We start from the raw sequence: 25,240 nt of genomic DNA, 5'->3' as shown, positions 1-25,240 counted from the left end.
CCATGTCCGCCCAGCCGCAAGAATTTCTCGGCGCCGCCGCGAATGACAAAGATCCGACGGAAACCCGTGAGTGGCTGGATGCCCTCTCGGCCGTCATCGGCGAGGAGGGCGGCGACCGCGCCCACTTCCTGCTCGAAACCCTGATCGATCACGCCCGCCAGGCCGGCATCGAGGTGCCGTTCTCGGCCAACACCGCCTACGTCAACACCATCCCGACCGACCAGGAAGAACGCTTCCCCGGCAACATCGAGATCGAGGAGCGCCTGCGCGCCTACATGCGCTGGAACGCCATGGCGATGGTGGTGCGCGCCAACAAGCACAACCCCGAAGACGGTGGTGACCTGGGCGGCCACATCAGCTCCTTCGCCTCGCTGGCGACGATGCTCGGTTGCGGCTTCAACCACTTCTGGCATGCCGACGACGGCGTGCACGGCGGCGACCTGCTCTACATCCAGGGCCACAGCGCCCCCGGCATCTACGCCCGCGCCTTCATGGAAGGCCGCATCACCGAAGAACAGCTGATCAACTTCCGCCAGGAAGTCGACGGCAAGGGCCTGTCCAGCTATCCGCACCCGAAGCTGATGCCCGAGTTCTGGCAGTTCCCCACCGTCTCGATGGGCCTGGGCCCCTTGATGGCCATCTACCAGGCGCGCTTCCTGAAGTACCTGCACGCCCGCGGCATTGCCGACACGAGCAAGCGCAAGGTCTGGGTGTTCCTGGGCGACGGCGAGATGGACGAGCCGGAATCGCTGGGCGCGATTGGTCTCGCCGCACGCGAGAAGCTTGACAACCTGATCTTCGTCGTCAACTGCAACCTGCAGCGCCTGGACGGCCCGGTGCGCGGCAACGGCAAGATCATTCAAGAACTCGAAGGCGAGTTCCGCGGTGCCGGCTGGAACGTCATCAAGCTGATCTGGGGCGGCTACTGGGACCCGCTGCTGGCGCGCGACAAGGACGAGCTGCTGCGCAAGGTCATGATGGAGACCGTCGACGGTGACTACCAGGCCATGAAGGCCAACGACGGCGCCTTCGTGCGCAAGAACTTCTTCGGCAAGCACCCCAAGCTGCTGGAACTCGTCTCCAAGATGAGCGACGAGGACATCTGGCGCCTGCAGCGCGGCGGCCACGACCCGCAGAAGGTCTACGCGGCGTATCACAAGGCCGTCAACACCGTTGGCCAGCCGTCGGTGCTGCTCGTGAAGACCGTCAAGGGCTTCGGCATGGGCAAGATCGGTGAAGGCAAGAACACCGCCCACCAGACCAAGAAGCTGCAGGACGACGACATCCGCGCCATGCGCGACCGCTTCAACATCCCGGTGTCGGATGAAGACCTGCCCAAGATCCCGTTCTACCAGCCGCCGGAAGGCTCGCAGGAACTGAAGTACCTGCACGAGCGCCGCAACGCGCTGGGCGGCTACCTGCCCAAGCGCCGCGCCAAGACCGACGAGAACCTGAAGGTGCCCGACCTGGCCACCTTCCAGGCCGTGCTGGACCCGACCGCCGAGGGCCGCGAGATCTCGACGACCCAGGCCTATGTGCGCTTCCTGACGACGCTGCTGCGCGACAAGGAACTGGGCCCGCGCACGGTGCCCATCCTCGTCGACGAGGCGCGCACCTTCGGCATGGAAGGCCTGTTCCGCCAGATCGGCATCTACAACCCCGCAGGTCAGAACTACACGCCGGTCGACAAGGACCAGGTCATGTACTACCGCGAGGACAAGGCCGGTCAGATCCTGCAGGAAGGCATCAACGAGGCCGGCGGCATGGCCAGCTGGATCGCTGCGGCGACGTCGTACTCGACGAACAACCGCGTGATGATCCCGTTCTACGTCTACTACTCGATGTTCGGCTTCCAGCGCATCGGCGACCTGGCCTGGGCGGCGGGCGACATGCAGGCCCGTGGCTTCCTGCTAGGCGGCACGTCCGGCCGCACGACGTTGAACGGCGAAGGCCTGCAGCACGAAGACGGCCACAGCCACATCCTGGCCGGCACCATCCCCAACTGCGTGTCCTATGACCCGACCTTCGCGCACGAAGTCGCCGTCATCATGCAGCGCGGCCTGAAGCGCATGGTGGAAGACCAGGAAAACGTCTACTACTACATCACCCTGCTGAACGAGAACTACCCGATGCCGGGCCTGAAGGCCGGCACCGAGGAGCACATCCTCAAGGGCATGTACCTGCTGGAAGAGGCCGATGCGGCCCAGCCTCTGACCGTCAACCTGCTGGGCTCCGGCACCATCCTGCGCGAAAGCCAGGCTGCCAAGAAGCTGCTGGAAGCAGAGTGGGGCGTGGGTGCCAACGTGTGGAGCTGTCCGAGCTTCAACGAGCTGGCCCGCGACGGCCAGAACGCCGAGCGCTGGAACCTGCTGCACCCGACCGAACTGGCCTGCGTGCCGTTCGTGACCCAGCAGTTGGGCCAGACCAAGGGCCCGGTCATCGCGTCCACCGACTACATGAAGAACTACGCCGAGCAGATTCGCGCCTTCATCCCGCGCGGCCGCTCGTACAAGGTGCTGGGCACGGACGGTTTTGGCCGTTCGGACTTCCGCTCCAAGCTGCGTGCGCACTTCGAGGTCAACCGCCATTACATCGTCGTCGCCGCGCTGAAGGCGCTGGCCGATGACGGCGCGATTCCAGTCGCCAAGGTGGCCGAGGCGATTGCCAAGTACGGCATCGACGCCAACAAGATCAATCCTCTGTACGCATAAGCAATCAAAAAGGCTTTGGGGACAGACCGCCCGAGCGAAGCGAGTAGCTCTGTCCCCAACTGGCTAGGAGATAAAGACATGGCATTGGTTGAAGTCAAGGTTCCCGACATTGGCGATTTCGACGAGGTCGGCGTCATCGAGGTGCTGGTCAAGGTGGGCGACACCGTCAAGGTCGAGCAAAGCCTGATCACCGTCGAAAGCGACAAGGCATCGATGGAGATTCCGTCGTCGCAGGCCGGCGTCGTCAAGGAGATCAAGGTCGCCGTGGGCGACAAGGTCAAGCAGGGCAGCGTCGTGGTGATCGTCGAAGGCGAGGGCGCTGCCGCGCCGGCGGCCGCAGCGCCGGCGCCTGCCGCTGCGGCGCCTGCGGCGGCTCCGGTTGCCGCACCCGCCCCTGCCGCGGCCCCGGTCCAGAGCAGCGGCCCCGTCACCATCGAGGTGCCAGACATCGGCGACTTCGACGAAGTGGCCGTCATCGAAGTGCTGGTCAAGGTCGGCGACACCGTCAAGGTCGAGCAGAGCCTCATCACCGTCGAGAGCGACAAGGCCTCGATGGAGATTCCGTCGTCGCATGCCGGCGTCGTCGAGGAGTTGCTGGTCAAGGTCGGCGACAAGGTGAAGAAGGGTTCGGCGCTGGCCCGCGTCGCCGCCACAGGCGGTGCTGCGCCCGCACCTGCACCCGCTGCTGCGGCGCCGGCTCCTGCCGCTGCTGCGCCTGCCGCCGCTGCCGCACCCGCAGAAGCCAAGGCCGTACCCACGGCCGCGCTGCCGCCGCACCAGCCCACCGCGCCCACCGGCAAGCTGCCCCACGCCTCGCCCACCATCCGCAAGCTCGCCCGCGAGCTGGGCGTTCCGTTGGACGAAGTGAAGGGCACGGGTGCCAAGGGCCGCATCGTCGAGAGCGACGTGCAGGGCTTCGTCAAGGCCGTCATGTCCGGCTCGGTGCAGACTGCCGCGCAGAAGGCCGTCGCACCCGCACCCGCTGCGGGCGGCGCTGGTGGCGGCCTGTCCGTGCTGGCCTGGCCCAAGGTCGACTTCGAGAAGTTCGGCCCGGTCGAGCGCAAGGAGCTGTCCCGCATCAAGAAGATCTCGGGCGCCAACCTGCATCGCAACTGGGTGGTCATCCCGCACGTCACCAACCATGACGACGCGGACATCACCGAGCTGGAAGCCTTCCGCGTCCAGCTGAACAAGGAGAACGAGAAGGCCGGCATCAAGGTCACGATGCTCGCCTTCATGATCAAGGCGGCCGTCGCGGCGCTGAAGAAGTTCCCCGAGTTCAACAGCTCGCTGGACGGCGACACGCTGGTGCTGAAGCAGTTCTTCCACATCGGCTTCGCGGCGGACACGCCCAACGGCCTGGTCGTGCCCGTCATCAAGGACGCCGACAAGAAGGGCATCTTCCAGATCACCCAGGAAATGGGCGAGCTGGCCAAGAAGGCCCGCGACGGCAAGCTGGGCCCGGCCGACATGAGCGGCGGCTGCTTCTCGATCTCGTCGCTCGGCGGCATCGGCGGCAAGTACTTCACGCCCATCATCAACGCGCCTGAAGTGGCCATCATGGGCGTCTGCAAGAGCAGCATCGAGCCCGTCTGGGATGGCAAGGCCTTCCAGCCGCGCCTGATCCTGCCGCTGTCGCTGTCGTGGGACCACCGCGTCATCGACGGCGCGGCTGCGGCTCGCTTCAACGTCTACTTCGCGTCGCTGCTGTCCGACTTCCGTCGGATCGCGCTGTAAGGAGCTGGACTCATGGCAACCATTGAAGTTCAAGTTCCGGACATTGGCGACTTCGACGAAGTCGGCGTCATCGAGGTGCTGGTGAAGGCCGGCGACACCGTCAAGGTCGAGCAGAGCCTCATCACCGTCGAAAGCGACAAGGCATCGATGGAGATCCCGTCGTCGTCCGCCGGTGTGGTGAAGGAGCTGCGCGTCAAGGTCGGCGACAAGGTCAAGAAGGGCTCGGTCGTGCTGACGCTGGAGTCGGCTGAAGCGGCCGCTCCCGCCCCGGCTCCTGCCACGCCTGCACCGGCACCTGTGGCCGCCGCACCGGCCCCGGTCGCCGCAACCTACTCGGGCAGCGCCGACCAGGCCTTCGACCTCGTCGTCCTCGGCGGCGGCCCCGGCGGCTACTCAGCTGCCTTCCGCGCGGCCGACCTGGGCCTCAAGGTCGCCCTCGTCGAGCGATACGCCACGCTCGGCGGCGTCTGCCTGAACGTCGGCTGCATCCCGTCCAAGGCGCTGCTGCACGTGGCGGCCGTCATGGACGAAGTCAGCCACATGGCCGACCTGGGCGTGGCCTTCGGCGAGCCCGAGGTCGACATCGCCAAGCTGCGCGCGCACAAGAACAAGGTGACCGGCAAGCTGACCGGCGGCCTCGCGGCCATGGCCAAGATGCGCAAGGTGACCGTGCTGCGCGGCGTCGGCTCTCTGGTGGACGCCCAGCACCTGAAGGTCGAGGCGACCGAGGGCGCGACGGGCCAGGCCAAGACCGGCGCGGTGCAGACCGTCGCCTTCAAGCGCCTCATCATCGCGGCCGGCTCGCAGGCCGTGCGCCTGCCCTTTCTGCCCGACGACCCGCGCATCGTCGACTCGACCGGCGCGCTGGAGATGCAGGTCGAAGCCGAGAAGATGCTCATCGTCGGCGGCGGCATCATCGGCCTGGAGATGGGCACCGTGTATTCCACGCTGGGCTCGCGCCTGGATGTGGTCGAAATGCTGCCCACGCTGATGACCGGCGCCGACCGCGACCTCGTCAAGGTCTGGCAGAAGTTCAACGCGCACCGCTTCGACAACATCATGTTGAACACGAAGACGGTCGGCGCCGAAGCCAAGCCGGACGGCATCTGGGTCACCTTCGAAGGCGAGGGCGCCCCGAAAGAGCCGCAGCGCTATGACCTGGTCCTGCAAGCCGTGGGCCGCACGCCCAATGGCAAGAAGATCGCTGCCGAGAATGCCGGTGTCGCAGTGACCGACCGCGGCTTCATCCCGGTCGACGTGCAGATGCGCACCAATGTGCCGAGCGTGTTCGCCATCGGCGACATCGTCGGCCAGCCCATGCTGGCCCACAAGGCGGTGCACGAGGGCCACGTCGCGGCGGAAGTCATTGCCGGTGAACTGCTGGGCGACGAGAAGCTCAAGAAGAGCCAGTTCGACGCCCGCGTGATTCCCAGCGTGGCCTACACCGACCCCGAGGTGGCCTGGGTGGGCATCACTGAGGACGAGGCCAAGGCCAAGGGCATCAAGGTCACCAAGGGCCTGTTCCCGTGGACGGCCTCGGGCCGTGCGATTGCGAATGGCCGCGACGAGGGCTTCACCAAGCTGCTGTTCGACGAAGAAAGCCACCGCATCATCGGCGGCGGCATCGTCGGCACGCATGCCGGCGACATGATCGGCGAGATCGCGCTGGCCATCGAAATGGGCGCGGACGCGGTGGACATCGGCAAGACCATCCACCCGCACCCGACGCTGGGCGAGAGCCTGGGCATGGCCGCGGAAGTGGCGCACGGCTCCTGCACGGACATCCCGCCGGTGCGCAAGAAGTAAGGCGGGGAGTCAGGCGGCGGGCGGCTGGCTGGACGCTGGCCGGCCGCCTCGCCACAATGACCCGACACCGTTCTGGCGGGGCGCTCGCATGACAACAACAGCGGCCGAGACAGCTGACGCCGTCAACCCTCACTACCTCGATCACCTGGCCGCCAGTGCGGCCAGCCATGAGGTCGAGGTCACCGAGGACATCGTCAACGGTAATGGCGTCAAGCTGCTCGCCAAGGGCAGCCGCGTTGGCGCCGATGTGCAGCAGCGCCTGCTGGCCCACAAGCTCAGCCGCCCCCTGGAGCAATGCCTGGGCATTGCGGACGGCATCTCTGGCGCGCAGATCACGGCCATGGCCGAACAACTGCTGGAGCGGCATGGCCTGCTGCGCGCGTTGGCGGCGCACGAGCGCGCGCTGCCGGTGGCCCAGTCCCTGGGCAAGCTCAGGATCAGCGGCCCGCTGCAGTCGCTGCTGACGCTCTATGCCGACCAGCCCGGCGAGCGGCTGGCCCATGCGGTCGGCGTGGCGCTGATCGCCAAGTCCCTGGGCCGGCTCCTGCTGCCCGGCGACATCGACGCCCATCGCAGCCTCGGCCTGGCCGGCTTGGTGCACGACGTCGGCGAGCTGTATCTCGCGCCGGCCGTGCTCAGGCGCGACGGGCCGCTGGAGGCCGAGCAATGGCGCCAGATCGTCAGCCATCCCGTCATCGGCCAGCGTGTGCTGGTCGGCCTGGAGGGCGGCGGCCCGGCGCTGGCTGAGCTGGTGCTGTGCCACCACGAGCGCCTGGACGGCTTCGGCTACCCACGTGGGCTGGCTGGGCGCGACTTCACGCTGCCGGCCCAGATCCTGGCCGCCGCCGAATGGCTGATGGGGCTGATCGAGGCCGGCACCTTGCCCATCACCCACAGCAGCGTGGCGGCCAAGCTGATCCCCGGCGAGTTCAGCGACGCGCTGCTGGACTGCCTGCGCCAGGCAGCGCGCACCTGCGAGGGCCCCGACCATGTGCTGGACGAGGACCGCGGCCTGGCCGATGCGCTGCCGCGCGCGCTGCGTGTGGCCGAGCTGCTGGCGCGGTTCCGCACCTCGCGGCAACAGTTGCGCGAGCGCGCGGTCGGCGCCAGCCCCGAACTGCGCAGCCTGCTCGACCTCTGCCTGCAGCGCATGCTGCAGCTGCAGGCCGCCTTCAGCAGCGCCGGCCTGGATACCGACCACCCCGAGAACCTGGTGCAGCGCCTGGTGGCCGACGAAGGCCCGGTGCAGCTGGAGGTGCTGGCCCTGCTGCGCGAGTTCCACTGGCGCATGCGCGAGCTGGAGCGCGAGCTGCTGATGCGCTCGGCCACGCTGAGCAGCGCGGACCGTGCCATGGTGGGCGATCTCATCGCTGCGGTGAAGCACGAGGCACTCGGAGGGTGAGAGGTTTTCAGCCGTGCCCGAAAGGCGCGTCAAAACGCCCTCGAACTAGGCGCAAAGCGCAGCCATAGCGGGCTATGGCGAGCATTTGCAACGACGGGCGAGGGTGTTTTGGCGGGCAAGGCGGGCATGGATGAAGATCTCTCACCCTCCAATGCCCCCGGGCTAACGACCAATCGTGGAGGGGCCGCGCTTGGCCACAATGCGGCATGACCTTTTTCTACTGGTTCATGGCGTTCGTGATGGTCGCCAGCCTGCTCCCGTCGATGCTCTACATGGGCATCTATGTCTTCACCGGCGAGGACGAGGCCTTCCTGCGGGCGCGCAAGTTCTGGACCTTCCTGCGCGTGTTCACGCTGTTGTGCTTCAACATCACGCTGTGGGGCCACGTCATCGTGGGCGTGTGGCAGTTGATCCGCTGAAGTGAAAGTGAGCCCCTCGCCCAGCCCTGCCGCGCTGAACGCGGGCAGTGCCGGTCGGTCCCCCGGGGGGACGGCGATGCTTGGCGGCTCGACCGCCAAGCACATCGCCAGCGCGGGCCGGCTTGGGAGCGGCCCGGCGCTCGGCCCGGAATCGCCACGTTTCAAGCGCTGCGTGTGGCGTATCCCAAACCGAATTCCGACGTGGGTTTGCGGGGTGAAACTACAGGCTTCAGAGCGCTGACTCGTACATGGCCGGGCAGTCCGCCGTGCCGAAGCGGTCAACCGGCACGCGAAACCGCTGGCCCTTGCGCAGCTCCTGCCAGCGCTGCTGTGTGACACGGCAGACCCAGGCGTGGTTCGCGCGGTCGCGCAGTTCGATCTCGAAGTAGGCATCGCGCCGGCCCAGGCGCTCGCTGCCGGGCTCGCCGGGCGGCGCCACGCGCAGTGGCGGGCGCGGCCAGTCGGGGCGGTCCGCCGGGCCACCGGTGTTCTGGGCGATCCAGTGGCGGCGCCAGACGAGCTGGGTGTAGCGGCAGTGCTCGGCCGGCTCGGCGCGCCGGCCCGTGGGGTCGGCCATCACGCGCCGCGTCACGTCGGTCGCGTCGGCCGGCAGCTCGTCGCACCAGTTTGAGCCGGACTCCGAACGCAGCCGCTCGATGACGATCTCCATGCGCCAGCTGCGCTGCGTCAGCTCCACCGCAACGCCTGCAGGGCCGAAGATCCACCAGCCCAGGGTGAGCGTCGTCGCCACCACCATGACGGCGAGGACGACGATGCGCAGGCGCGGCAGTCTCACGCGGCGTCGAACTGCGCGTTGACCGCCTCTTCCCACAGGCCCAGCTCTTCCCCGCCGATGTGCAGCCAGTCCATCGCGCGGGCGTGGTGGCCGGCCCAGTCGGCGTCTTCGGGCAGGCCTTCGTGGCGGCGCATCAGGTGCTCGGCGATCAGGCCGGTGGCGATCAGCGTGTGGATCTCGGGCTCGATGTCGGCATGGCCCAGCGCCGCGTAGTCGTGGTGCAGGCGGATGGCGGCCATCAGCGGCGCCGGCAGGTTCCAGACGCGGATGACCAGCGCGCCGACGACGGCATGGTCGGTGCGGTGGTTGGCGTTCTCGGTGGCGATGTAGGGCCGGTCGATGCGCGCATTGGCCTCCACCATCGTCGACGCATAGCCGCGCACGCTCTGCAGCAGCACCGGCACGCCCACGTGCAGGAACAGGCCGAAGCTGTGCGCCAGGTCGGGCGACAGGCCCGGCAGCTCGCGCGCGATGGTGGCCATGGCGATGGCGCGCTTGGCGCTGCGCTCCCAGAAGCGGGCCAGCTGCGGCGAGTTGACGGGGATGGCGTGCTGCACCAGGAAGCCGGTCATCACGGCCACGCTCTCGCGCAGGCCGATGCGCGTCATGGCCTGGCCCACGGTTGTGCAGGGCAGGCCCACGGGCTTGAACAGCGGGCCGTTGGCGATGCGCAGCAGCGTCGCGGCCATGGCCACGTCGCTGGAGGCGATGCGGGCCACGAGGTTGAGGTCGGGCTCGGGCGTGCTCATGGCCTGCTGCAACTGCGCGAGCAGCTCGGGGCAGGGCGGGATCTGGATCTGCTGCAAGGGGCCGCGACGGCGCGACTGGTCGAGGTCGTCGCGGATCTGCTGGGTCTTGCCGCCGGGGGCGGGGGAGGGGGTCTGCATGGCCCAAAAATCATAGGCGGCGCCGGCGCCGCTACATTGGCCAATCTTGCCCACTTCCGTGCATTGATTCGCGCCCCCTTCATGTGGACCGGTCTCGCCTCGCACCCCTGGGCCTACCCGGCGCTGGAGACCGTGCACGTGCTCGGCATCGCGCTGCTGTTCGGCGGCGTCCTGGTGTTCGAGCTGCGCCTGCTGGGCCTGGCCCGCGCGCTCGACCTGGCTGTGCTGGCGCGACTGGTGCTGCCGCTGGCGCTGCTGGGCTTCGGGCTGTGCGCGCTGACCGGCCTGACGATGTTCGCCACGCAGCCGCAGGAGCTGCTGGCCAACCCGGCGTTTCGCTTGAAGCTGTTGCTGTTGATGCTGGCCGGCGCAAACGCTGCGTGGTTCCACGCGCGTGGCAGCCTGGCCCTTGCGGACAGGCCGGCCCGTGCACTGGGCCTGATCTCACTGGGGATTTGGGTCGCTGTCATCATCTGCGGCCGCTGGATCGCCTACGTCTAACCTGGAGTTCGTGATGATGCAAAGACGCACCCTGCTTGCCTCACTTCCTGCGCTGGCCAGCCTGCCGGCCTTTGGCCACCACGGCTGGAGCAGCTTCGACCAGGAGCGGCCCCTCTACCTCAGCGGCCGCGCTGCCAAGGTCAGCTGGCGCAACCCGCATGCCGAGCTGCAGTTGGAGGTGCCGGAGAACCTGGCCCTGCCCGCCGACCTTGCCAAACGCAGCCTGCCGCGCCAGACGGCGGCCGTTGACGGTGCCGCGCTGCTGGCCAAGGCCAGGGTGCCGACGCGCCGCGACCGGCGCTGGGAGGTGGAGCTGGCGCCGCTGACGCGCATGCAGGCCTGGGGCGTCGAGGAGATCAAGCCCGGCGCCGAGATCGCCGTGCTGGGTTTCACCTTCACCGGCGAGCAGGGCGACGCGGTGCTGCGTGTGGAATACCTGTTCGTCGGCGACAAGACCTACGGCCTGCGCTCTTCCCCGGCCTGAATTCACGGCCGGCCCGTCGGGCGGCGGGTACAGTGAAATCAACCTCCCCCGACGCCCGCCTTGTCCATCCCCACGTTCTTCGCCACCTGCCGTTCCGCCACGTCCCGGTGGTGGCTGGCCGCGCTGATGGGCTGCCCCCTGCTGGTGCTGGCTGCCTATGACGCTGGGCGCGTCATGGAGGCAGCGGCCCTGCGCGGCCCGCGTGTGGCCGAGCAGGCGCTGGCGCTCGTGCAGCAGATCGAGAGCAGCGGCACGCAGGAGGAACTGCAGCGGCTCAAGGACATCAACGACTTCTTCAACCGCCGCGTCAACTTCCGCGAGGACGCCGCGACCTGGGGCCTGGCCGACTACTGGGCCTCGCCGCTGGAAAGCCTGGAGCGCCGTGCCGGCGACTGCGAGGACTACGCCATCGCCAAGTACTTCAGCCTCGCCGCCGCGGGCGTGCCCACGGCGCGGCTGCGCATGGTCTACGTGCGCGCGCGCATGCAGGGCCAGTCGCTGGCGCACATGGTGCTCGCCTACCATGCCGAGCCGGGGGCCGAGCCGCTGATCCTGGACAACCTGCGCCCCGAGGTGCTGCCCGCATCGCAACGGCCGGACCTGACGCCCGTGTTCAGCTTCAACACCGAGGGGCTGTGGCAGGGCGTGGGCCAGGTTGCCGCCGGTGACCCGCTGGCGCGGCTGTCGCTGTGGAGAGATTTGGTGGCCAAGGTGCGCGCGGAAGGTTTCCTGTGATGGGGAGTGAGACATGTCTTTGATGCGGCAGATCGCCTGGCTGGTGCTGGCCGTCGTGCTGGCGGCGCTGGTGGGCGCGGTCGGGCTGTCCACGCTGTCGCTGCGCGAGTTGATGCAGACGCAGCTGGCGCTGAAGAACGCCGACAACGCGCAGTCGCTGGCGCTGGCGCTGTCGCAGCAGCAGGGCGATGCGGAGCTGATCAAGTTGCTGGTGTCGGCGCAGTTCGACACCGGCGCCTACGAGTTCGTGCGCTGGCGCGACGCGAAGGGCGAGACCGTGTTCGAGCGCACCGGCGCCGCGCCGCGCGGCCAGTCGCCGGGCTGGTTCCGCGAGCTGGTGCCCATCGCGGCGCGGCCCGGCGTGGCCCAGGTGTCCAGCGGCTGGAACGCCATCGGCGCCGTCGAGCTGAAGAGCCATGCCGGCTATGCCCACGATGCGCTGTGGCTGGCGTCGCGGCGGCTGCTGGCCTGGCTGCTGGTGGTGGGCATGGTCGCCGCCGTGGCGGCCTGGGCGGGCCTGCGGCGCATCCGTCGCCCGCTGGACGCAGCCGTCGCGCAGGCCGAGGGTGTGCTGGCCGGCAGCTACGGCCAGGTCGCTGAGCCGCGCGTGCCCGAGCTGCAGCGGCTGATACGCGCGATGAACGCGATGGTGCAGCGCGTGCGCGATCTCTTCGAGGCTCAGGCCGGCCAGTTGCTGGTGCTGCGCGAGCAGGTGCACCACGACGCGCTGACCGGCGTGTCCACGCGCAAGCATTTCCTGGCCGAGCTGGACGCTGCACTGCAGCGCGACGACGGCCCGGTCGTGGCCGGCCTGGTGCTCGTGCGGCTTCGCGATCTGACCGGGCTCAATGCGCGCCTGGGTCATGTGGCGGTGGACGACGTGTTGCTGACGGTGGTGGCGGCGCTGCAGGCCTATCCCGAGTCCGTGCCCGGCTGCCGCGTGGGCCGGCTCAACGGCGGCGACTTCGCGCTGTGGCTGCCGGCCGAGGGCGTGGCCGCCGAGACGGCGCAGGCGCTGGCCGATGCGCTGCGCGCCAGCCTGCCGGCCTTCGGCCCCGGCGTGCAGGTGGCGCTGGGCGCCGTGGAGCTGCCGCGCGAGCGGCCCAGCAGCGTCTGGCTGGGCGAGGCCGATGCCGCGCTGGCGCGGGCCGAGCATCTGAGCGAATCTCGCGGCGGTTTCGTCGTTGATGTGATGGCCGAGCCCGGCTTGGGCCGCGAGCAGGGCGAGGGCCTGTGGCGCGAGCAGTTGCGCGAGGCCTTGGCCTTGCAGCGAGGCCGGCTCGTCGAGTTCCCGGTGCGCGACCGCGCCGGCCAGGTGCTGCATCTGGAATGCCCGCTGCAGCTGCAGATCGATGGCGCGCTTCAGCCGGCCTCGTCATGGCTGCCACTGGCGGTGAGGGCGCGGCTGACGGCGCAGGTGGACTTGTTCGCGGTGAGCCTGGCGCTGCAGGCGATTGCCGCCGATGGCCGCGCGCGCTGCATCAACGTAGCGCCGGCCTCGCTGGCCGATGCGGCCTTCCTGCCGCAGTTGCGCGAGCTGCTGGGCCATGCGCCGCAGGCGGCGCGGGGGCTGTTGCTGGACCTGGCCGAGGCGGCGGCGACCGAGCATTTCGAGCGGCTGCTGGAGCTGGGCCGGCAGTTGCGGCCGCTGGGCGTGAAGCTGGGCCTGGAGCATGCCGGCGCCGGGCTGGCGCAGGTGGAGAAGCTCTACCAGGCGGGGCTGGACTACGTGAAGCTGGACGCCTCGGTGCTGCTGGGCGTGGCCGGCGAGGCGGGGCGCGCGGCGTTCGTGCGGGGCATGGTGATCATGTTGCGTAGCCTGGCGCTGAAGGTCTACGGTGAGGGCGTCATTGATGCGATGGACGCGCAGGCGTTGTGGGACTGCGAGCTGGATGGATTGACGGGGCCGTGGGTGACGGCGAGCACGCCTGCCTGACGGCTGGGCTTGCGAACCACTGTCGCTGCGTGGCCGTGAATCGGCGTTCCGGGCGGGTGGGTCGTCGAGTTGCGCCCTGGGAATGTGATTTTATTGCTATTTGGATTTATCAAAAATATCAAAATGGTGGAATTCGAGCTACGCTCACGGCACGTAATAGTCGGTCAGAGGTGCTCGCCATGTTTTCCGTTTTCTCAACTGTTCGCGCCCGGCTGACGGCCGTGTTCTGCGCGCTGGTGGGCCTCCTTCTGCTGGTGGCGGGTCTGGCATGGCATGCGCTTGAAACCGAGAGCGACGCCTTCGAGCATTTCTTGACTGGCATCAACGCCCGTGCAGCCACCGCCAACGCGCTGCGGCTGGCCGTCGATGAGCGGGCCATCGCCGCCCGCAACCTGGTGCTCGTGACGCGTCCTGAAGACATGCAGGCCGAGCAGACAAAGGTGGAGAGGGCACATGCGGCCGCCTCTCAGCAACTGGCCACGCTGCAGCAAATGACTCAAACGGGCGACCTGTCTACCAAGGGGCGCGAACTGATCGCCGAGGTGGTGCGCATTGAGCAGCAATACGCAGTGGTGGCGCTGGACATCGTCAGGCTGGCAGTGGATGGGCAGCGTGAGGAGGCCGTGCGTCGCATGAATGAAAAGTGCCGCCCGCTTCTCGAAGAACTCGTCAATGTCACCAATGCCTACACGAGCTACACAGTCCAGCGCTCGCGGGAAATGGTTGAGCAATCGAACGCGCGGGTCGCGGGCGAGCGTAACGGCTTTCTGGTCGCGTTGGCGTGTGCGCTCCTGATCGCCGTGGTCAGCGGCGTTCTCATCGTGCGCAGCATCTCGCGCGCGCTGGGCGCAGAGCCGGCGGAGTTGAGCGCCGCAGCCGGTCGGGTCGCTGCCGGCAACCTGAGCCCGTTGGCTGGCAGCGAGCGTGCGCCCGCCGGCAGCGTGCTGGCGTCGCTGGGCGCCATGCAGGCCAGTCTGGCGGACATCGTCCATCAAGTGCGTGACGTGTCGGACTCGATCGCGGCCGGTTCTTCGCAAATCGCCACCGGCAACGAGAACCTCAGTCAGCGCACGGAAGAGCAGGCCAGCGCGCTGCAGCAGACCGCAGCGACGATGGACGAGCTGGGCACCACCGTGCACAACAACGCTGACAACGCCGAGCGTGCCAGCGAGCTGGCGCGTGCGGCTTCCGACATCGCGGCCAGAGGTGGCGACGTGATGAACCAGGTCATCGCGACGATGCAGGACATCGAGGCAGGCTCAAAGCGGATGTCGGACATCATCGGTGCCATCGACGGCATCGCCTTCCAGACCAACATTCTGGCCCTCAATGCCGCCGTTGAAGCCGCTCGGGCCGGAGAGCAGGGGCGGGGATTTGCCGTCGTGGCCGGCGAGGTTCGCACGTTGGCCCAGCGAAGCGCGGTGGCGGCTCGTGAGATCAAGGCCCTCATCGATTCGAGCGTTGCCAATGTCGGCAAAGGGTCGACGCTGGTTGACCGTGCCGGCTCCACAACGCACGAGGTCGTTGGTGCCATCCAGCGCGTGAGCGGCATCGTCCAGGAGATCAGCGTTGCGAGTCGTGAGCAAAGCACGGCTGTCGGTCAGGTCGGGGAGGCCGTGTCGCAGATGGACCAGGTCACACAGCAGAATTCCGCGTTGGTCGAGGAGAGTGCTGCGGCGGCCGAGAGCCTGAAGCGCCAAGCCATGCGCCTCGTGCAAGCTGTCAGCGTGTTTTCGCTGGCACGTTGACGGCGCCTGCCGCGACTGCTGCTAGATCTTCATCTCCCACCTCAACTGCCACTGCGTGTAGCTTGGCCCGCCGCTGCGCGACGTGACGATCTGCGCGTCCGTCGTGCTGATGCTGCCCGTGTAGTAGTCCAGCGGCGTCAGGTTGCTGGCCGACAACCGCAGCGACTGCTCCGGTGTCACGTTCCACATCGCAAACGCATCACTCACCAGCTTGCGGTTGCTCGTCACCACCAGCAGCTCGCTCTGCTGGATGGTCGACGACGGCGTCCAGTTCAGCGATGCGCCCAGCGACACCGGTACTGAACGCAGCCGGTAGTCGAAGCCCAGATTGGCCGTCGCCTTGGGCTGGCCTTCGATGCGGTTGTTGGGCCCGGGGATGCCGTCTACCTTGGACGTGAAGAAGCTGACATTGCTGCGCACGTTGATGGGCAGCATGTCGTCGAAGTATTCGTCCAGCCGGAACTTGGCCTCCAGCTCCAGGCCCATCGTGCTGGCCTTGCCGAGGTTGCGCGGGCGCGAGACCCAGCGCGGCGTTGGGCTCCAGCTCACGGTCTCCAGCGCCACGACGTTGCGCATCACGTTGCTGATGCTGCGCGCAAAGAAGTTGGCGCTGAGCAGCCCGCCCTTGCTCAGGTACTTCTCATAGCCGATCTCCAGGCCCGTGGCCAGCTCGGGCTTCAGGTCGGGGTTGCCGGCGCGGTCGGGCGTGGCCTCATCATGCTCCACCTCGGTGTTGATGGACGGGCGCGCCACCAGGTCGTTCAGCTGCGGGCTGCGGTAGCTGCGCGTCAGGCTCATGCGGATGGCTTCCTTGCCGCCCGGGTCCAGCTTGTATCGGGCATGCGCCAGCGGCGTGAACACGCTGGACGTGTTCTTCACCGCGTAGTTGGCGGCGCTGCTCTCGGTCTTGATGCCCTCCCAGCGCAGGCCGGCATAGAAGTCCCATTGCTTGCCGACCGTCCACTCGTCCTGCGCATAGGCCGCAAAGCGGGTGGTCGACGCATTCAGGTCGTCGCCGAAGTCGCCCAGGCCCTGCTGGGAGTTGCCATCGATCACTGTCGTGCGGCTCGAGTCCCGGGTGTTGCCCTCGCCCTCGGCGCCAAACACCAGGCTGTGCTCGTTCTCCAGCGTGCGCGAGAACTTGCCCACCAAATTCCAGTTGCGGTCGCGGCTGTCGGTGCGGTCCAGTTGCAGCCGCCCGGGCGCGCCGGCCAGCGATTCCTGGCGCACGCTTTGGCTGTCGCCGCTGGCGCCGCCGATGCCGCCGCGCAGCTCGACACGCGTGTTGCTGTCGGGGCGGGTGAGCCACTGCGCGTTCAGCCGCGCCATCGTGAAGCTGTTGTCGCTCTCGGTCAGCACCCGGTCGTAGAGGCCCGGCGTGCGCGTGATGTCGGAGCGGCTGTCCGACTTGTTGGTCACGATGAAGGGCTGGATGCTCAGGCTGTCCTGCCCGCCCAGCTTGATCTGCACGCGGCCGTTCAGGTTCAGGCTCTGGCGCGTGCTCTCGTTGCTGCCGCGCGTGATTTGCAGCGACTCGGCGCCCGTGGCGCGGGTCAGCCGCAGCGTGTCGCTGATGACGTCGTCGCCGCGCTCGCCGCGCATGGCGTTGACGCTGAGGGTGTAGGTGTGGCCGTCGCCGAAGCTGTCGTTGCGGCTCCAGTTGATGTTGGGGCTGAGCTTGTCGCGCTCCACGCTCACACCGGCGCGGAACTCGTTGAGCTTCTTCTTCAGCGGCTCGCGCAGCACGATGTTGATGGTGCCGGCGATGGCGCGCGCGCCGTACTCGGCCGTGGGCGCGCGCAGCACCTCGATGCGCTCGACCTGCTCGGGCGGCAGCTGGTCCAGCGAGAAGCCGGGTGGCATGCGCTCGCCGTTGACCAGCATCTGCGTGAAGCCGCCGCCCATGCCGCGCATGCGCACGTCGCCGCCCCGGCCCGGGCGGCCGCCGGTGGTCACGCCGGGCAGGCGCTTGAGCACCTCGCCGACGGTGGAGTCGCCGAACTTCTCGATCTCCTCGCGCGTGATGACGATCTTGCTGGCCGTGGAGGCGCGGCGCACGGAGTCGTCGCTGGCCGTGCCGCTGACCTCGACGCGCTGCAACTGTTCGGCAGCGGGCGCGGCGGCAGCCGGTCTGGCGGGCGGGCGCGCGGTGGGTGCAGACGCTGCGTTGGCGGGTGGCGTGGGCGTGGTCTGGGCCAGGGCCGGCAGGCCGCAGGCCAGCAGCGCGGTGGCGGCAGGGAGGGTGAGAAGTCGCATGGCTTCAGCTTGCCATGCGGCCCTGCCGGGCTTGTGGCCGGCCGGTTAACGCAAGGTTTCTTTACAGGCGCTGTTGGCATTCGCTCACCGGCATGAGGATTTGGTCGCGGTAAGGCGTCAGGCTGAGCAATCTGGCCGAGGGCCTAGACTTCCGGACCCTGCTGTTTTCGTGAACTCCTGCCCGCCATGACCGCCATCTCCGAAGCCGCGCTTCAACCCCTGCTGCAAGCCGTGGTGGACCCCGGCAGCAGCCGACCGCTGGGCGAGGCCAAGGCCGTCAAATCGGTCAAGGTGACCGGCAGCGACGTGGCCATCGCTGTCGAGCTGGCCTACCCGGCCGCCAGCCAGCATGCGGCGCTGACCGCCGCGCTGGTGGCCGCCGCCAAGACGCTGTCCGGCGTCGGCAACGTCAGCGTCGCCATCACCACCAACGTCGTCGCCCACGCCGTGCAGCGCGGCGTGCAACTGCTGCCGGGTGTCAAGAACATCATCGCCGTCGCCTCCGGCAAGGGCGGCGTGGGCAAGAGCACGACGGCCGCCAACCTGGCGCTGGCCCTGCGTGCCGAAGGCGCCCGCGTGGGCGTGCTGGACGCCGACATCTACGGCCCCAGCCAGCCGCTGATGCTGGGCGTGAGCGGCCGGCCCGAGAGCGCGGACGGCAAGACGATGGAGCCGCACATGGCCCACGGCCTGCAGCTCAACTCCATCGGCTTTCTCGTCGACGATGACCAGGCCATGATCTGGCGCGGCCCCATGGCCACGCAGGCGCTGGAGCAGTTGCTGCGCCAGACGAACTGGCAGGACCTGGACTACCTCGTCATCGACCTGCCGCCCGGCACCGGCGACATCCAGCTGACGCTGTCGCAGCGCGTGCCCGTCACCGGCGCCGTCATCGTCACCACGCCGCAGGACATTGCCCTCATCGACGCCAAGAAGGGCTTGAGGATGTTCGAGAAGGTGGGCATCCCCATCCTCGGCATCGTCGAGAACATGGCCGTGCACATCTGCAGCAACTGCGGCCATGCCGAGCACATCTTTGGCGCCGAGGGCGGCGGCAAGATGGCCGCGCAGTACGGCACCGAGCTGCTGGCCTCGCTGCCGCTGGCCATGAGCATCCGCGCGCAAGCCGACAGCGGCACGCCCACGGTCGCCGCCGAGCCCGACGGCGAGGTGGCCGCCATCTACAAGGCGCTTGCCCGCAAGGTTGCCGCCAAGATCGCCGCGCAGGGCAAGGACTACTCGTCCAAGTTCCCCACCATTTCCATCTCCAAGAACTCCTGAGCCCGCCATGAAAAAACTCGCCCGCTTCCTCGTCGCCACGCTGGCGCTGACGGCTGCCGCCGCTCACGCCCAGCAGGTGCTGCGCGTCACCGCCATCCCCGACGAGGCGCCCACCGAGCTGGCCCGCAAGTTCGCGCCGCTGGGCCAGTACCTGGAGAGCAAGCTGGGCGTGAAGGTCGAATGGACGCCGGTGACCGACTACGCAGCCGCCGTCGAGACGCTGGTCAACAAGAAGGTCGACCTGGCCTGGTTCGGTGGCTTCACCTACGTGCAGGCCAATGTGCGTTCGGGCGGCAAGGTGCTGCCGCTGGTGCAGCGCGAGGAGGACGAGAAGTTCCGTTCCGTCTTCATCACCGATGCCAAGAGCGGCATCAACAAGCTGGAGGACCTGAAGGGCAAGACGCTGTCCTTCGGCTCGCAGAGCAGCACCTCGGGCCACCTGATGCCGCGCAGCTTCCTGCTGGGCGCCAAGATCAACCCCGATGTGGACCTCAAGCGCGTGGCCTTCAGCGGTGCGCATGACGCCACCATCGCCGCCGTGGCCAGCGGCAAGGTGGACGCCGGCGCGCTGAACATCTCGGTCTGGGAGAAGTTCGTCGCCGAGAAGAAGGTGGACCCGACCCAGGTCAAGGTGTTCTTCACGACGCCGGGCTACTACGACTACAACTGGTCCGTCCACGCCGACATGCCGCAGGCGTTGCAGGACAAGATCAAGGCCGCCTTCCTGGCGCTGGACCCGGCCACGCCGCAAGGCAAGGAGATCCTGGGCCTGCAGCGCGCGACGAAGTTCATCCCCAGCAAGCCCGAGAACTACAACGGCATCAAGGCCGCTGCCGAGAACGCAGGTTTGCTGAAGTGATCGCCCTCGGCGGCATCGACGCCGCTGCGCTGGGTGGCACGGCGCCGGTGCTGCACGGCGTGAACCTCGCCGTCGCCGCTGGCGAGCTGCTGGCCGTCATCGGCGCTTCGGGCGCCGGCAAGACGACGCTGCTGAACATGCTTGCGCTGATGCAGGCGCCGCTGGCCGGCAGCCTCGCGCTGGACGGTACCGACCCCTGGCTGCAGACCCGCAGCGCCCGCCAGCGCCTGCGCGCCGGCATTGCGCTGGCACCCCAGCAGCCTCCGCTGCCACCACGCCAGCGCGTCGCCGTGGCGGTGCTGGCGGCGCGGCTGCCGGGCATGTCGCTGGCGCGCAGCCTGCGCACGCTGTGGAGCCCGCCCGATGCGCCCTTGGCCCAGGCCGCGCTGGAACAGCTGGGCCTGCCCGACAAGCTCTGGCTGCGCGTGGACCGGCTCTCCGGCGGCGAGCGCCAGCGCGTCGGCCTGGCGCGGCTGCTCGTGTCCGACGCGCGCCTGTGGCTGGCCGACGAGCCGCTGGCCGCGCTGGACCCGACGCGCGCCGAGCAGGTGCTGACCGTGCTGCGCCGCAACGCCGCCGAGCGCGGCGCGGCGCTGGTTTGCAGCCTGCACCAGGTGGACCTGGCGCTGAAGCACTTCCCCCGCGTCGTCGCGCTGCGCGCCGGCCGCGTGGTCTACGACGGCCCGCCGGGCGGCCTCGACGAAGAGCTGCTGGAGGAGCTGTACCGCAGCCAGCACGAGTCGCCGCCCGAGCTGGCGCCTTTGCCCCAGGCCGTGCCGTTGCCGCAGGCGATGTGTCGATGACACGCGACCCGGCGTCAGCTGGCCGGTGGGCGCTGCTCCTGATTGCCCTGGTGCTGGCCTGGCCGCTGCTGGTGCTGGCCGAGTTCAAGCCCTGGACGCTGTTCGACGAGCGCAGCCTGCGCGCCACCGGGCGCTTCCTGGGCGAGTTCTTCCCGCCGCGCATGGATGCCGAGTTCCTGGCGCTGCTGGCGCGTGAGACCTGGCGCACCGTCGCCATCGCCACGGCTGGGCTGACGCTGGCGCTGGTCATCGCCGTGCCCACGGCCCTGCTGGCCACGTCGCGCCTGTCCGCCAGCACGCTGGAAGGTCAGCCCGGCCCGTCGCGCTGGCTGCGGCGCGCCGTGCGGGCGCTGCTGGTGCTGCTGCGTTCCATCCCCGAGCTGGTCTGGGCGCTGGTGTTCGTGCGCGTCGTCGGGCTGGGGCCCACGTCGGGCGTGCTGGCCATTGCCATCGCTTACGGCGGCATGCTGGGCAAGGTCTACGCCGAGATCCTGGAAAGCGCCGACCCCGCGCCCACGCAGGCGCTGCTGCGCGGTGGCAGCGGCCGGCTGCAGGCACTGGGCTTCGGCACGCTGCCAAGCTGTCTGCCCGAACTGCTCAGCTACACGGTGTACCGCTGGGAATGCGCGGTGCGCTCGTCCGTCGTGCTGGGCTTCGTCGGCGCGGGCGGGCTGGGGCAGCTGCTGGACAGCGCGTCCAAGATGTTTGCCGGCGCGGAGGTCAGCGCCATCTTGCTGGTCTTCATGGCGCTGGTGATGGCGAGCGATGCCTTCAGCCGCTGGCTGCGCGGGAGGCTCGCGTGAGGATAAGCACCGTAGCTGTGCTGCTAGGCCTGCTGGCGCTGGTCATCGCCAGCTTCGTCTCGCTGGACCTGCAATGGGCCGCCTTCCTCGGCCCCGAGGCGCTGGCCAGCATGGGCCGCTTCGCTGCGGGCTTCTTCCCGCCGGAGACGGCGCCGGCCTTCCTGGCCAAGACGGGCTGGGCGCTGCTGGAGACGCTGGCGATGTCGGCCGTCGGCACCGCGCTGGCCGTCGTGGGCGGCCTGCTGCTGGCCTTGCCTGCGGCGGGTTCGGGTGCTGCGCGCGCGGCGTCCCGCCTGATGCTGAACGCGCTGCGCAGCGTGCCCGAGCTGGTCTGGGCCGTGCTGCTGCTCATCATGGCGGGCCTGGGGCCGCTGCCCGGCACGCTGGCGCTGGCGCTGCACACCAGTGGCGTGCTGGGGCGGCTGTTTGCCGAGAGCTTCGAGAACGCGCCGCCCGCCGCCGCCCTGGCGCTGCGCCAGCGCGGCGTGGGGCCCGGCCGCGTGTGGCTGTTCGCCACGCTGCCGCAGACGTTGCCGCAGCTGGCCAGCTACACCCTCTACCGCTGGGAGAACAACATCCGCGCGGCCAGCGTGCTGGGCGTCGTCGGCGCCGGCGGGCTGGGGCAGATGCTGGCCTACCACCTGGGCCTGTTCCAGATGCACGAGACCTGCACCGTGCTGATCGCGATGATGTTGCTGGTGGCGCTCGTGGATGCGCTGTCCTGGAGCCTGAGACGGAACCTGACGCGATGACTGCTGACACCCTCCACGCCTTGCTCGGCCGCTATTCCGTCGGCCCCAAGCATCTCGTCGAGCCCGGGCCCGACGACGCCCAGCTCACGCTGATGGTGCAGGCCGCGCTGCGTGCACCCGACCATGCCGAACTGGTGCCTTACCGCTTCAAGCTGGTGCGCGGCAGCGCGAAGCAGGCCATGGCCGAGCTGTTCGCCGATGCCGCCCGCGCGGCAGGCAAGGGCGAGGAGGGCGCCGCGCTGGACGCCGAGCGGGCGTTGCGGCCGCCGATCACTGTGGCCGTCGGCGCCCGCATCGACCTGGGCCACCCGCTGGTGCCCGCGCACGAGCAATGGGCGGCCGTTGGCGGCGCCGTCAGCAACTTCCTGATGGCGGCGCATGTGCTGGGCTTTGGCGGCAAGATGCTCAGCGGCGCCAAGGTCCGCAACCCGGCAATCGCCGCCGCGTTTTGCGAACCCGGCGAGACGCTGGTGGGCTGGATCGCGCTGGGCACGCCAGCCCGCAAACCAAGCGGCCCGGCGCGCAAGCCCGACCCCGGGCAGGTGCTGATCGACTGGCACCCGGCTTGCAAGCAAGATCATTGAGCCGGAACTAACGCCTAGAGTTCGGCCGGCCTTTGCGGCCGCACGTGCTAACTGAAAAGAATCGAGCGAAGCGAGATGGAACTAACCCCACGTGTTCGAACGGCCTTTGCGGTCGCTCGGGCTAACTGAAAAGAATCGAGCGAAGCGAGATGGAACTCACTCCCCGAGAGAAGGACAAGCTGCTGCTCTTCACCGCAGCTTTGCTTGCCGAACGTCGCAAGGCCCGAGGCCTGAAGCTCAACTACCCCGAAGCCGTCGCCTTCATCAGCGCTGCCATCCTCGAAGGCGCCCGCGACGGCAAGACCGTCGCGCAGCTGATGAGCGAAGGCCGCGAGATCCTGACGCGGGACGACGTCATGGACGGCATCGCCGAGATGATTCCCGAGATCCAGGTCGAAGCCACCTTCCCGGACGGCACCAAGCTTGTCACCGTCCACCAACCCATTCCCTGAAGCCCGAACCATGCGCGCACTTGCCCTGCTCCTGATCGCCGCCCCGGCGTTTGCCCACGAAGGCCACGGCCCGTCCGGCCCGCACATGCACGGCTGGGACGGCATCGCCACGCTGGCCCTGGTGGCCGCGGCCGGCGTCGCCGTCTGGTGGTTCACCAAGGGGCGCAAGTGATGATCCCGGGCGAGCTGATCACCGCAGACGGTGAACATGAACTCAACCCCGGCCGCCGCACGCTGACGCTGAAGGTGTCCAACACTGGCGAGCGGCCCATCCAGGTCGGCTCCCACTACCACTTTGCCGAGACCAACGCGGCCCTCGGCTTCGACCGCGAGGCCGCTCGCGGCATGCGGCTCAACATCTGCAGCGGCACGGCCGTGCGCTTCGAGCCGGGGCAATCGCGCACCGTCGAGCTGGTCGACCTGGGCGGCGACCGCACGGTCTACGGCTTCCGCGGCCTCGTCCAAGGCAAGCTATGAAAATCTCCCGACGCGCCTATGCCGAGATGCTCGGCCCCACCGTCGGCGACAAGCTGCGCCTGGCCGACACCGCCCTCATCATCGAGATCGAGCAAGACCTGACGCTGCGTGCCGGCGGCTACGGTGAAGAGGTCAAGTTCGGCGGCGGCAAGACCGTGCGCGACGGCATGGGGCAGTCCCAGCGCGTCAACGGGCCCGGCCCGGGTGACGCGGTGGACACCGTCATCACCAACGTCGTCATCCTCGACCACTGGGGCATCGTCAAGGCCGACATCGGCCTGCGCGGCTGCCGCATCGCGGCCATCGGCAAGGCCGGCAACCCCGACGTGCAGCCCGGCGTGGACATCGTCATCGGCCCCGGCACCGAAATCATTGCGGGCGAGGGCTTCATCGTCACGCCCGGCGCCATCGACACCCACATCCACTTCATCTGCCCGCAGCAGATCGAAGAGGCGCTGATGAGCGGCGTGACCACCATGATCGGCGGCGGCACCGGCCCCGCCACCGGCACGCTGGCCACCACCTGCACGCCCGGGCCCCATCACATCGCGACGATGTTGAAGGCGGCCGATGCCTTCCCGATGAACCTCGGCTTCATGGGCAAGGGCAACGCCAGCCGCCCCGCCGCGCTGATGCAGCAGATCGACGCCGGCGCCATCGGCCTGAAGCTGCACGAAGACTGGGGCACCACGCCTGCGGCCATCGACAACTGCCTGAACGTGGCCGAGCTGACCGACACGCAGGTCGCCATCCACACCGACACGCTCAACGAGAGCGGCTTCGTCGAAGACACGATCGCCGCCTTCAAGGGCCGCACCATCCACAGCTTCCACACCGAAGGGGCGGGCGGCGGCCATGCGCCGGACATCATGCGCGTGGTGGGCGAAGCCAACGTGCTGCCCAGCTCTACCAACCCGACGCGGCCGTTCACCGTCAACACGCTGGACGAGCACCTCGACATGCTGATGGTGTGCCACCACCTGGACGCGGGCATCGCAGAAGACCTGGCCTTTGCGGAGAGCCGCATCCGCCGCGAGACCATCGCCGCCGAAGACATCCTGCACGACCTCGGCGCCATCAGCATGTTCTCGTCCGACTCGCAGGCCATGGGCCGCGTGGGCGAGGTCTCCCTGCGCTGCTGGCAGACCGCGCACAAGATGAAGGTCCAGCGCGGCGCCTTGCCAGGCGACGGGGCCGGCAACGACAACGCCCGTGTGAAGCGCTACCTCGCCAAGCTCGCCATCAACCCCGCGCTGGCCCACGGCATCAGCCACGAGGTCGGTTCGATTGAAGTCGGCAAGTGGGCCGACCTGGTTTTGTGGAAGCCCGCCTTCTTCGGCGTGAAGCCGTCGCTGATCCTGAAGGGCGGCTTCATCGCCGCCGCTGCGATGGGCGACGCGAATGCGTCCATCCCGACGCCGCAGCCGGTGCACTACCGGCCGATGTTCGGCTCCTTCGGCGCCGCGCTGCAGCAAGGCTCGCTGACATTTGTCAGCCAGTCGGGCCAGGCGCACGTCGAGAAGTTGGGCCTGGCCAAGACGTTGGTGCCAGTGCACGGCTGCCGCTCGGTCAAGAAGGCCGACATGCTGCTCAACAACTACCTGCCGGTCATGGAGATCGACGCGCAGACCTACGAGGTGAGGGCGGACGGCGTGCTGCTGACCTGCGAGCCGGCGAAGGAGTTGCCGATGGCGCAGAGGTATTTCTTGTTTTGAGCGTGGCTCCGCGTGACGCAGGGCGCCGCGCCCTTATCGGTTGGGTTGCCTTCGGCGGCGCCATATCCTTTAGCCCGCCCCTCTGGGCTCAGGGAG

23 protein-coding genes are annotated in these 25,240 nt (G+C 68.6%); 20 read left to right on the top strand and 3 right to left on the bottom strand.

Annotation, left to right across the window (positions count from 1 at the left end):
- Positions 1–2: 2 nt before the first annotated feature.
- From aceE to ACG00Y_RS02055, 5 genes are all read left to right on the top strand, one after another.
- Positions 3–2,711, top strand: coding sequence for a pyruvate dehydrogenase (acetyl-transferring), homodimeric type (gene aceE, locus ACG00Y_RS02075; protein WP_394475610.1), 2,709 nt, complete (start codon positions 3–5; stop codon positions 2,709–2,711).
- A 78-nt stretch (positions 2,712–2,789) separates the two neighbouring features.
- Positions 2,790–4,448, top strand: a complete 1,659-nt coding sequence (gene aceF, locus ACG00Y_RS02070; RefSeq protein WP_394475609.1) for a dihydrolipoyllysine-residue acetyltransferase — start codon at positions 2,790–2,792, stop codon at positions 4,446–4,448.
- A 12-nt stretch (positions 4,449–4,460) separates the two neighbouring features.
- Positions 4,461–6,254, top strand: coding sequence for a dihydrolipoyl dehydrogenase (lpdA, locus tag ACG00Y_RS02065; RefSeq protein WP_394475608.1), 1,794 nt, complete (start codon positions 4,461–4,463; stop codon positions 6,252–6,254).
- 88 nt (positions 6,255–6,342) lie between these two features.
- Positions 6,343–7,656: an HD-GYP domain-containing protein gene (locus ACG00Y_RS02060; RefSeq protein WP_394475607.1), complete on the top strand. Its 1,314-nt coding sequence runs from the start codon at positions 6,343–6,345 to the stop codon at positions 7,654–7,656.
- A 206-nt stretch (positions 7,657–7,862) separates the two neighbouring features.
- Positions 7,863–8,075, top strand: coding sequence for a hypothetical protein (locus tag ACG00Y_RS02055; protein ID WP_394475606.1), 213 nt, complete (start codon positions 7,863–7,865; stop codon positions 8,073–8,075).
- Positions 8,076–8,304: 229 nt separating this feature from the next.
- Here ACG00Y_RS02055 and ACG00Y_RS02050 read toward each other — a convergent pair whose 3' ends face one another.
- The gene (locus ACG00Y_RS02050) at positions 8,305–8,871 is read right to left on the bottom strand and encodes a hypothetical protein (RefSeq protein ID WP_394475604.1); all 567 of its coding nucleotides are present in this window, start codon (positions 8,869–8,871) and stop codon (positions 8,305–8,307) included.
- Positions 8,868–9,758 (bottom strand): HDOD domain-containing protein, encoded by an 891-nt coding sequence (locus tag ACG00Y_RS02045; RefSeq protein ID WP_394475602.1) that lies wholly within the window; start codon positions 9,756–9,758, stop codon positions 8,868–8,870. Before ACG00Y_RS02045 ends, ACG00Y_RS02050 begins: the two co-directional genes overlap by 4 nt.
- A gap of 81 nt (positions 9,759–9,839) precedes the next feature.
- On the opposite strand from ACG00Y_RS02045, the gene ACG00Y_RS02040 reads away from it, so the two are divergent.
- The 5 genes from ACG00Y_RS02040 (at position 9,840) to ACG00Y_RS02020 (ending at position 15,162) form a co-directional block, all read left to right on the top strand.
- A complete protein-coding gene (locus tag ACG00Y_RS02040) occupies positions 9,840–10,259 on the top strand; it encodes a hypothetical protein (RefSeq protein ID WP_394475601.1) in 420 nt (139 codons plus the stop codon).
- A gap of 16 nt (positions 10,260–10,275) precedes the next feature.
- Entirely contained in the window at positions 10,276–10,743 is a 468-nt protein-coding gene (locus ACG00Y_RS02035) for a DUF6152 family protein (RefSeq protein ID WP_394476178.1), read from the top strand.
- A gap of 60 nt (positions 10,744–10,803) precedes the next feature.
- Positions 10,804–11,478 carry a transglutaminase-like cysteine peptidase gene (locus ACG00Y_RS02030; protein WP_394475600.1) on the top strand — a complete coding sequence of 225 codons (675 nt, stop codon included), beginning with the start codon at positions 10,804–10,806 and terminating at the stop codon, positions 11,476–11,478.
- A 13-nt stretch (positions 11,479–11,491) separates the two neighbouring features.
- Positions 11,492–13,414, top strand: coding sequence for a bifunctional diguanylate cyclase/phosphodiesterase (locus ACG00Y_RS02025; protein WP_394475599.1), 1,923 nt, complete (start codon positions 11,492–11,494; stop codon positions 13,412–13,414).
- A 179-nt stretch (positions 13,415–13,593) separates the two neighbouring features.
- Complete coding sequence (locus ACG00Y_RS02020; protein ID WP_394475598.1) at positions 13,594–15,162, top strand: methyl-accepting chemotaxis protein; 1,569 nt, start codon at positions 13,594–13,596, stop codon at positions 15,160–15,162.
- A gap of 21 nt (positions 15,163–15,183) precedes the next feature.
- Here the strand turns inward: ACG00Y_RS02020 and ACG00Y_RS02015 are convergent, their stop codons facing one another.
- Complete coding sequence (locus ACG00Y_RS02015) at positions 15,184–17,418, bottom strand: TonB-dependent receptor plug domain-containing protein (protein WP_394475597.1); 2,235 nt, start codon at positions 17,416–17,418, stop codon at positions 15,184–15,186.
- A 186-nt stretch (positions 17,419–17,604) separates the two neighbouring features.
- On the opposite strand from ACG00Y_RS02015, the gene apbC reads away from it, so the two are divergent.
- The 10 genes from apbC (at position 17,605) to ureC (ending at position 25,144) form a co-directional block, all read left to right on the top strand.
- Positions 17,605–18,699: an iron-sulfur cluster carrier protein ApbC gene (apbC, locus tag ACG00Y_RS02010; RefSeq protein ID WP_394475596.1), complete on the top strand. Its 1,095-nt coding sequence runs from the start codon at positions 17,605–17,607 to the stop codon at positions 18,697–18,699.
- A gap of 7 nt (positions 18,700–18,706) precedes the next feature.
- On the top strand, positions 18,707–19,558 hold the full coding sequence (locus tag ACG00Y_RS02005; RefSeq protein ID WP_394475595.1) for a putative selenate ABC transporter substrate-binding protein: 852 nt from the start codon (positions 18,707–18,709) through the stop codon (positions 19,556–19,558).
- Positions 19,555–20,361, top strand: coding sequence for a phosphonate ABC transporter ATP-binding protein (locus tag ACG00Y_RS02000; RefSeq protein ID WP_394475594.1), 807 nt, complete (start codon positions 19,555–19,557; stop codon positions 20,359–20,361). The genes ACG00Y_RS02005 and ACG00Y_RS02000 overlap by 4 nt, the downstream gene beginning before the upstream one ends.
- The gene (gene phnE / locus ACG00Y_RS01995) at positions 20,358–21,164 is read left to right on the top strand and encodes a phosphonate ABC transporter, permease protein PhnE (RefSeq protein WP_394475593.1); all 807 of its coding nucleotides are present in this window, start codon (positions 20,358–20,360) and stop codon (positions 21,162–21,164) included. The genes ACG00Y_RS02000 and phnE (ACG00Y_RS01995) overlap by 4 nt, the downstream gene beginning before the upstream one ends.
- On the top strand, positions 21,161–21,916 hold the full coding sequence (gene phnE / locus ACG00Y_RS01990; protein ID WP_394475592.1) for a phosphonate ABC transporter, permease protein PhnE: 756 nt from the start codon (positions 21,161–21,163) through the stop codon (positions 21,914–21,916). The genes phnE (ACG00Y_RS01995) and phnE (ACG00Y_RS01990) overlap by 4 nt, the downstream gene beginning before the upstream one ends.
- Positions 21,913–22,500: a nitroreductase family protein gene (locus ACG00Y_RS01985; protein WP_394475591.1), complete on the top strand. Its 588-nt coding sequence runs from the start codon at positions 21,913–21,915 to the stop codon at positions 22,498–22,500. Before phnE (ACG00Y_RS01990) ends, ACG00Y_RS01985 begins: the two co-directional genes overlap by 4 nt.
- A gap of 149 nt (positions 22,501–22,649) precedes the next feature.
- Entirely contained in the window at positions 22,650–22,952 is a 303-nt protein-coding gene (locus tag ACG00Y_RS01980) for an urease subunit gamma (protein WP_394475590.1), read from the top strand.
- 10 nt (positions 22,953–22,962) lie between these two features.
- Complete coding sequence (locus ACG00Y_RS01975) at positions 22,963–23,124, top strand: hypothetical protein (RefSeq protein ID WP_394475589.1); 162 nt, start codon at positions 22,963–22,965, stop codon at positions 23,122–23,124.
- A complete protein-coding gene (locus ACG00Y_RS01970) occupies positions 23,124–23,429 on the top strand; it encodes an urease subunit beta (RefSeq protein ID WP_348011652.1) in 306 nt (101 codons plus the stop codon). The genes ACG00Y_RS01975 and ACG00Y_RS01970 overlap by 1 nt, the downstream gene beginning before the upstream one ends.
- Positions 23,426–25,144 (top strand): urease subunit alpha, encoded by a 1,719-nt coding sequence (ureC, locus tag ACG00Y_RS01965; protein ID WP_394475588.1) that lies wholly within the window; start codon positions 23,426–23,428, stop codon positions 25,142–25,144. Before ACG00Y_RS01970 ends, ureC begins: the two co-directional genes overlap by 4 nt.
- Positions 25,145–25,240 lie beyond the last annotated feature (96 nt).

It is taken from the genome of Pelomonas parva, assembly GCF_043555835.1.
Lineage (GTDB): Bacteria > Pseudomonadota > Gammaproteobacteria > Burkholderiales > Burkholderiaceae_C > Pelomonas > Pelomonas parva.
This window is presented reverse-complemented; position numbering and strand designations above follow the sequence as displayed.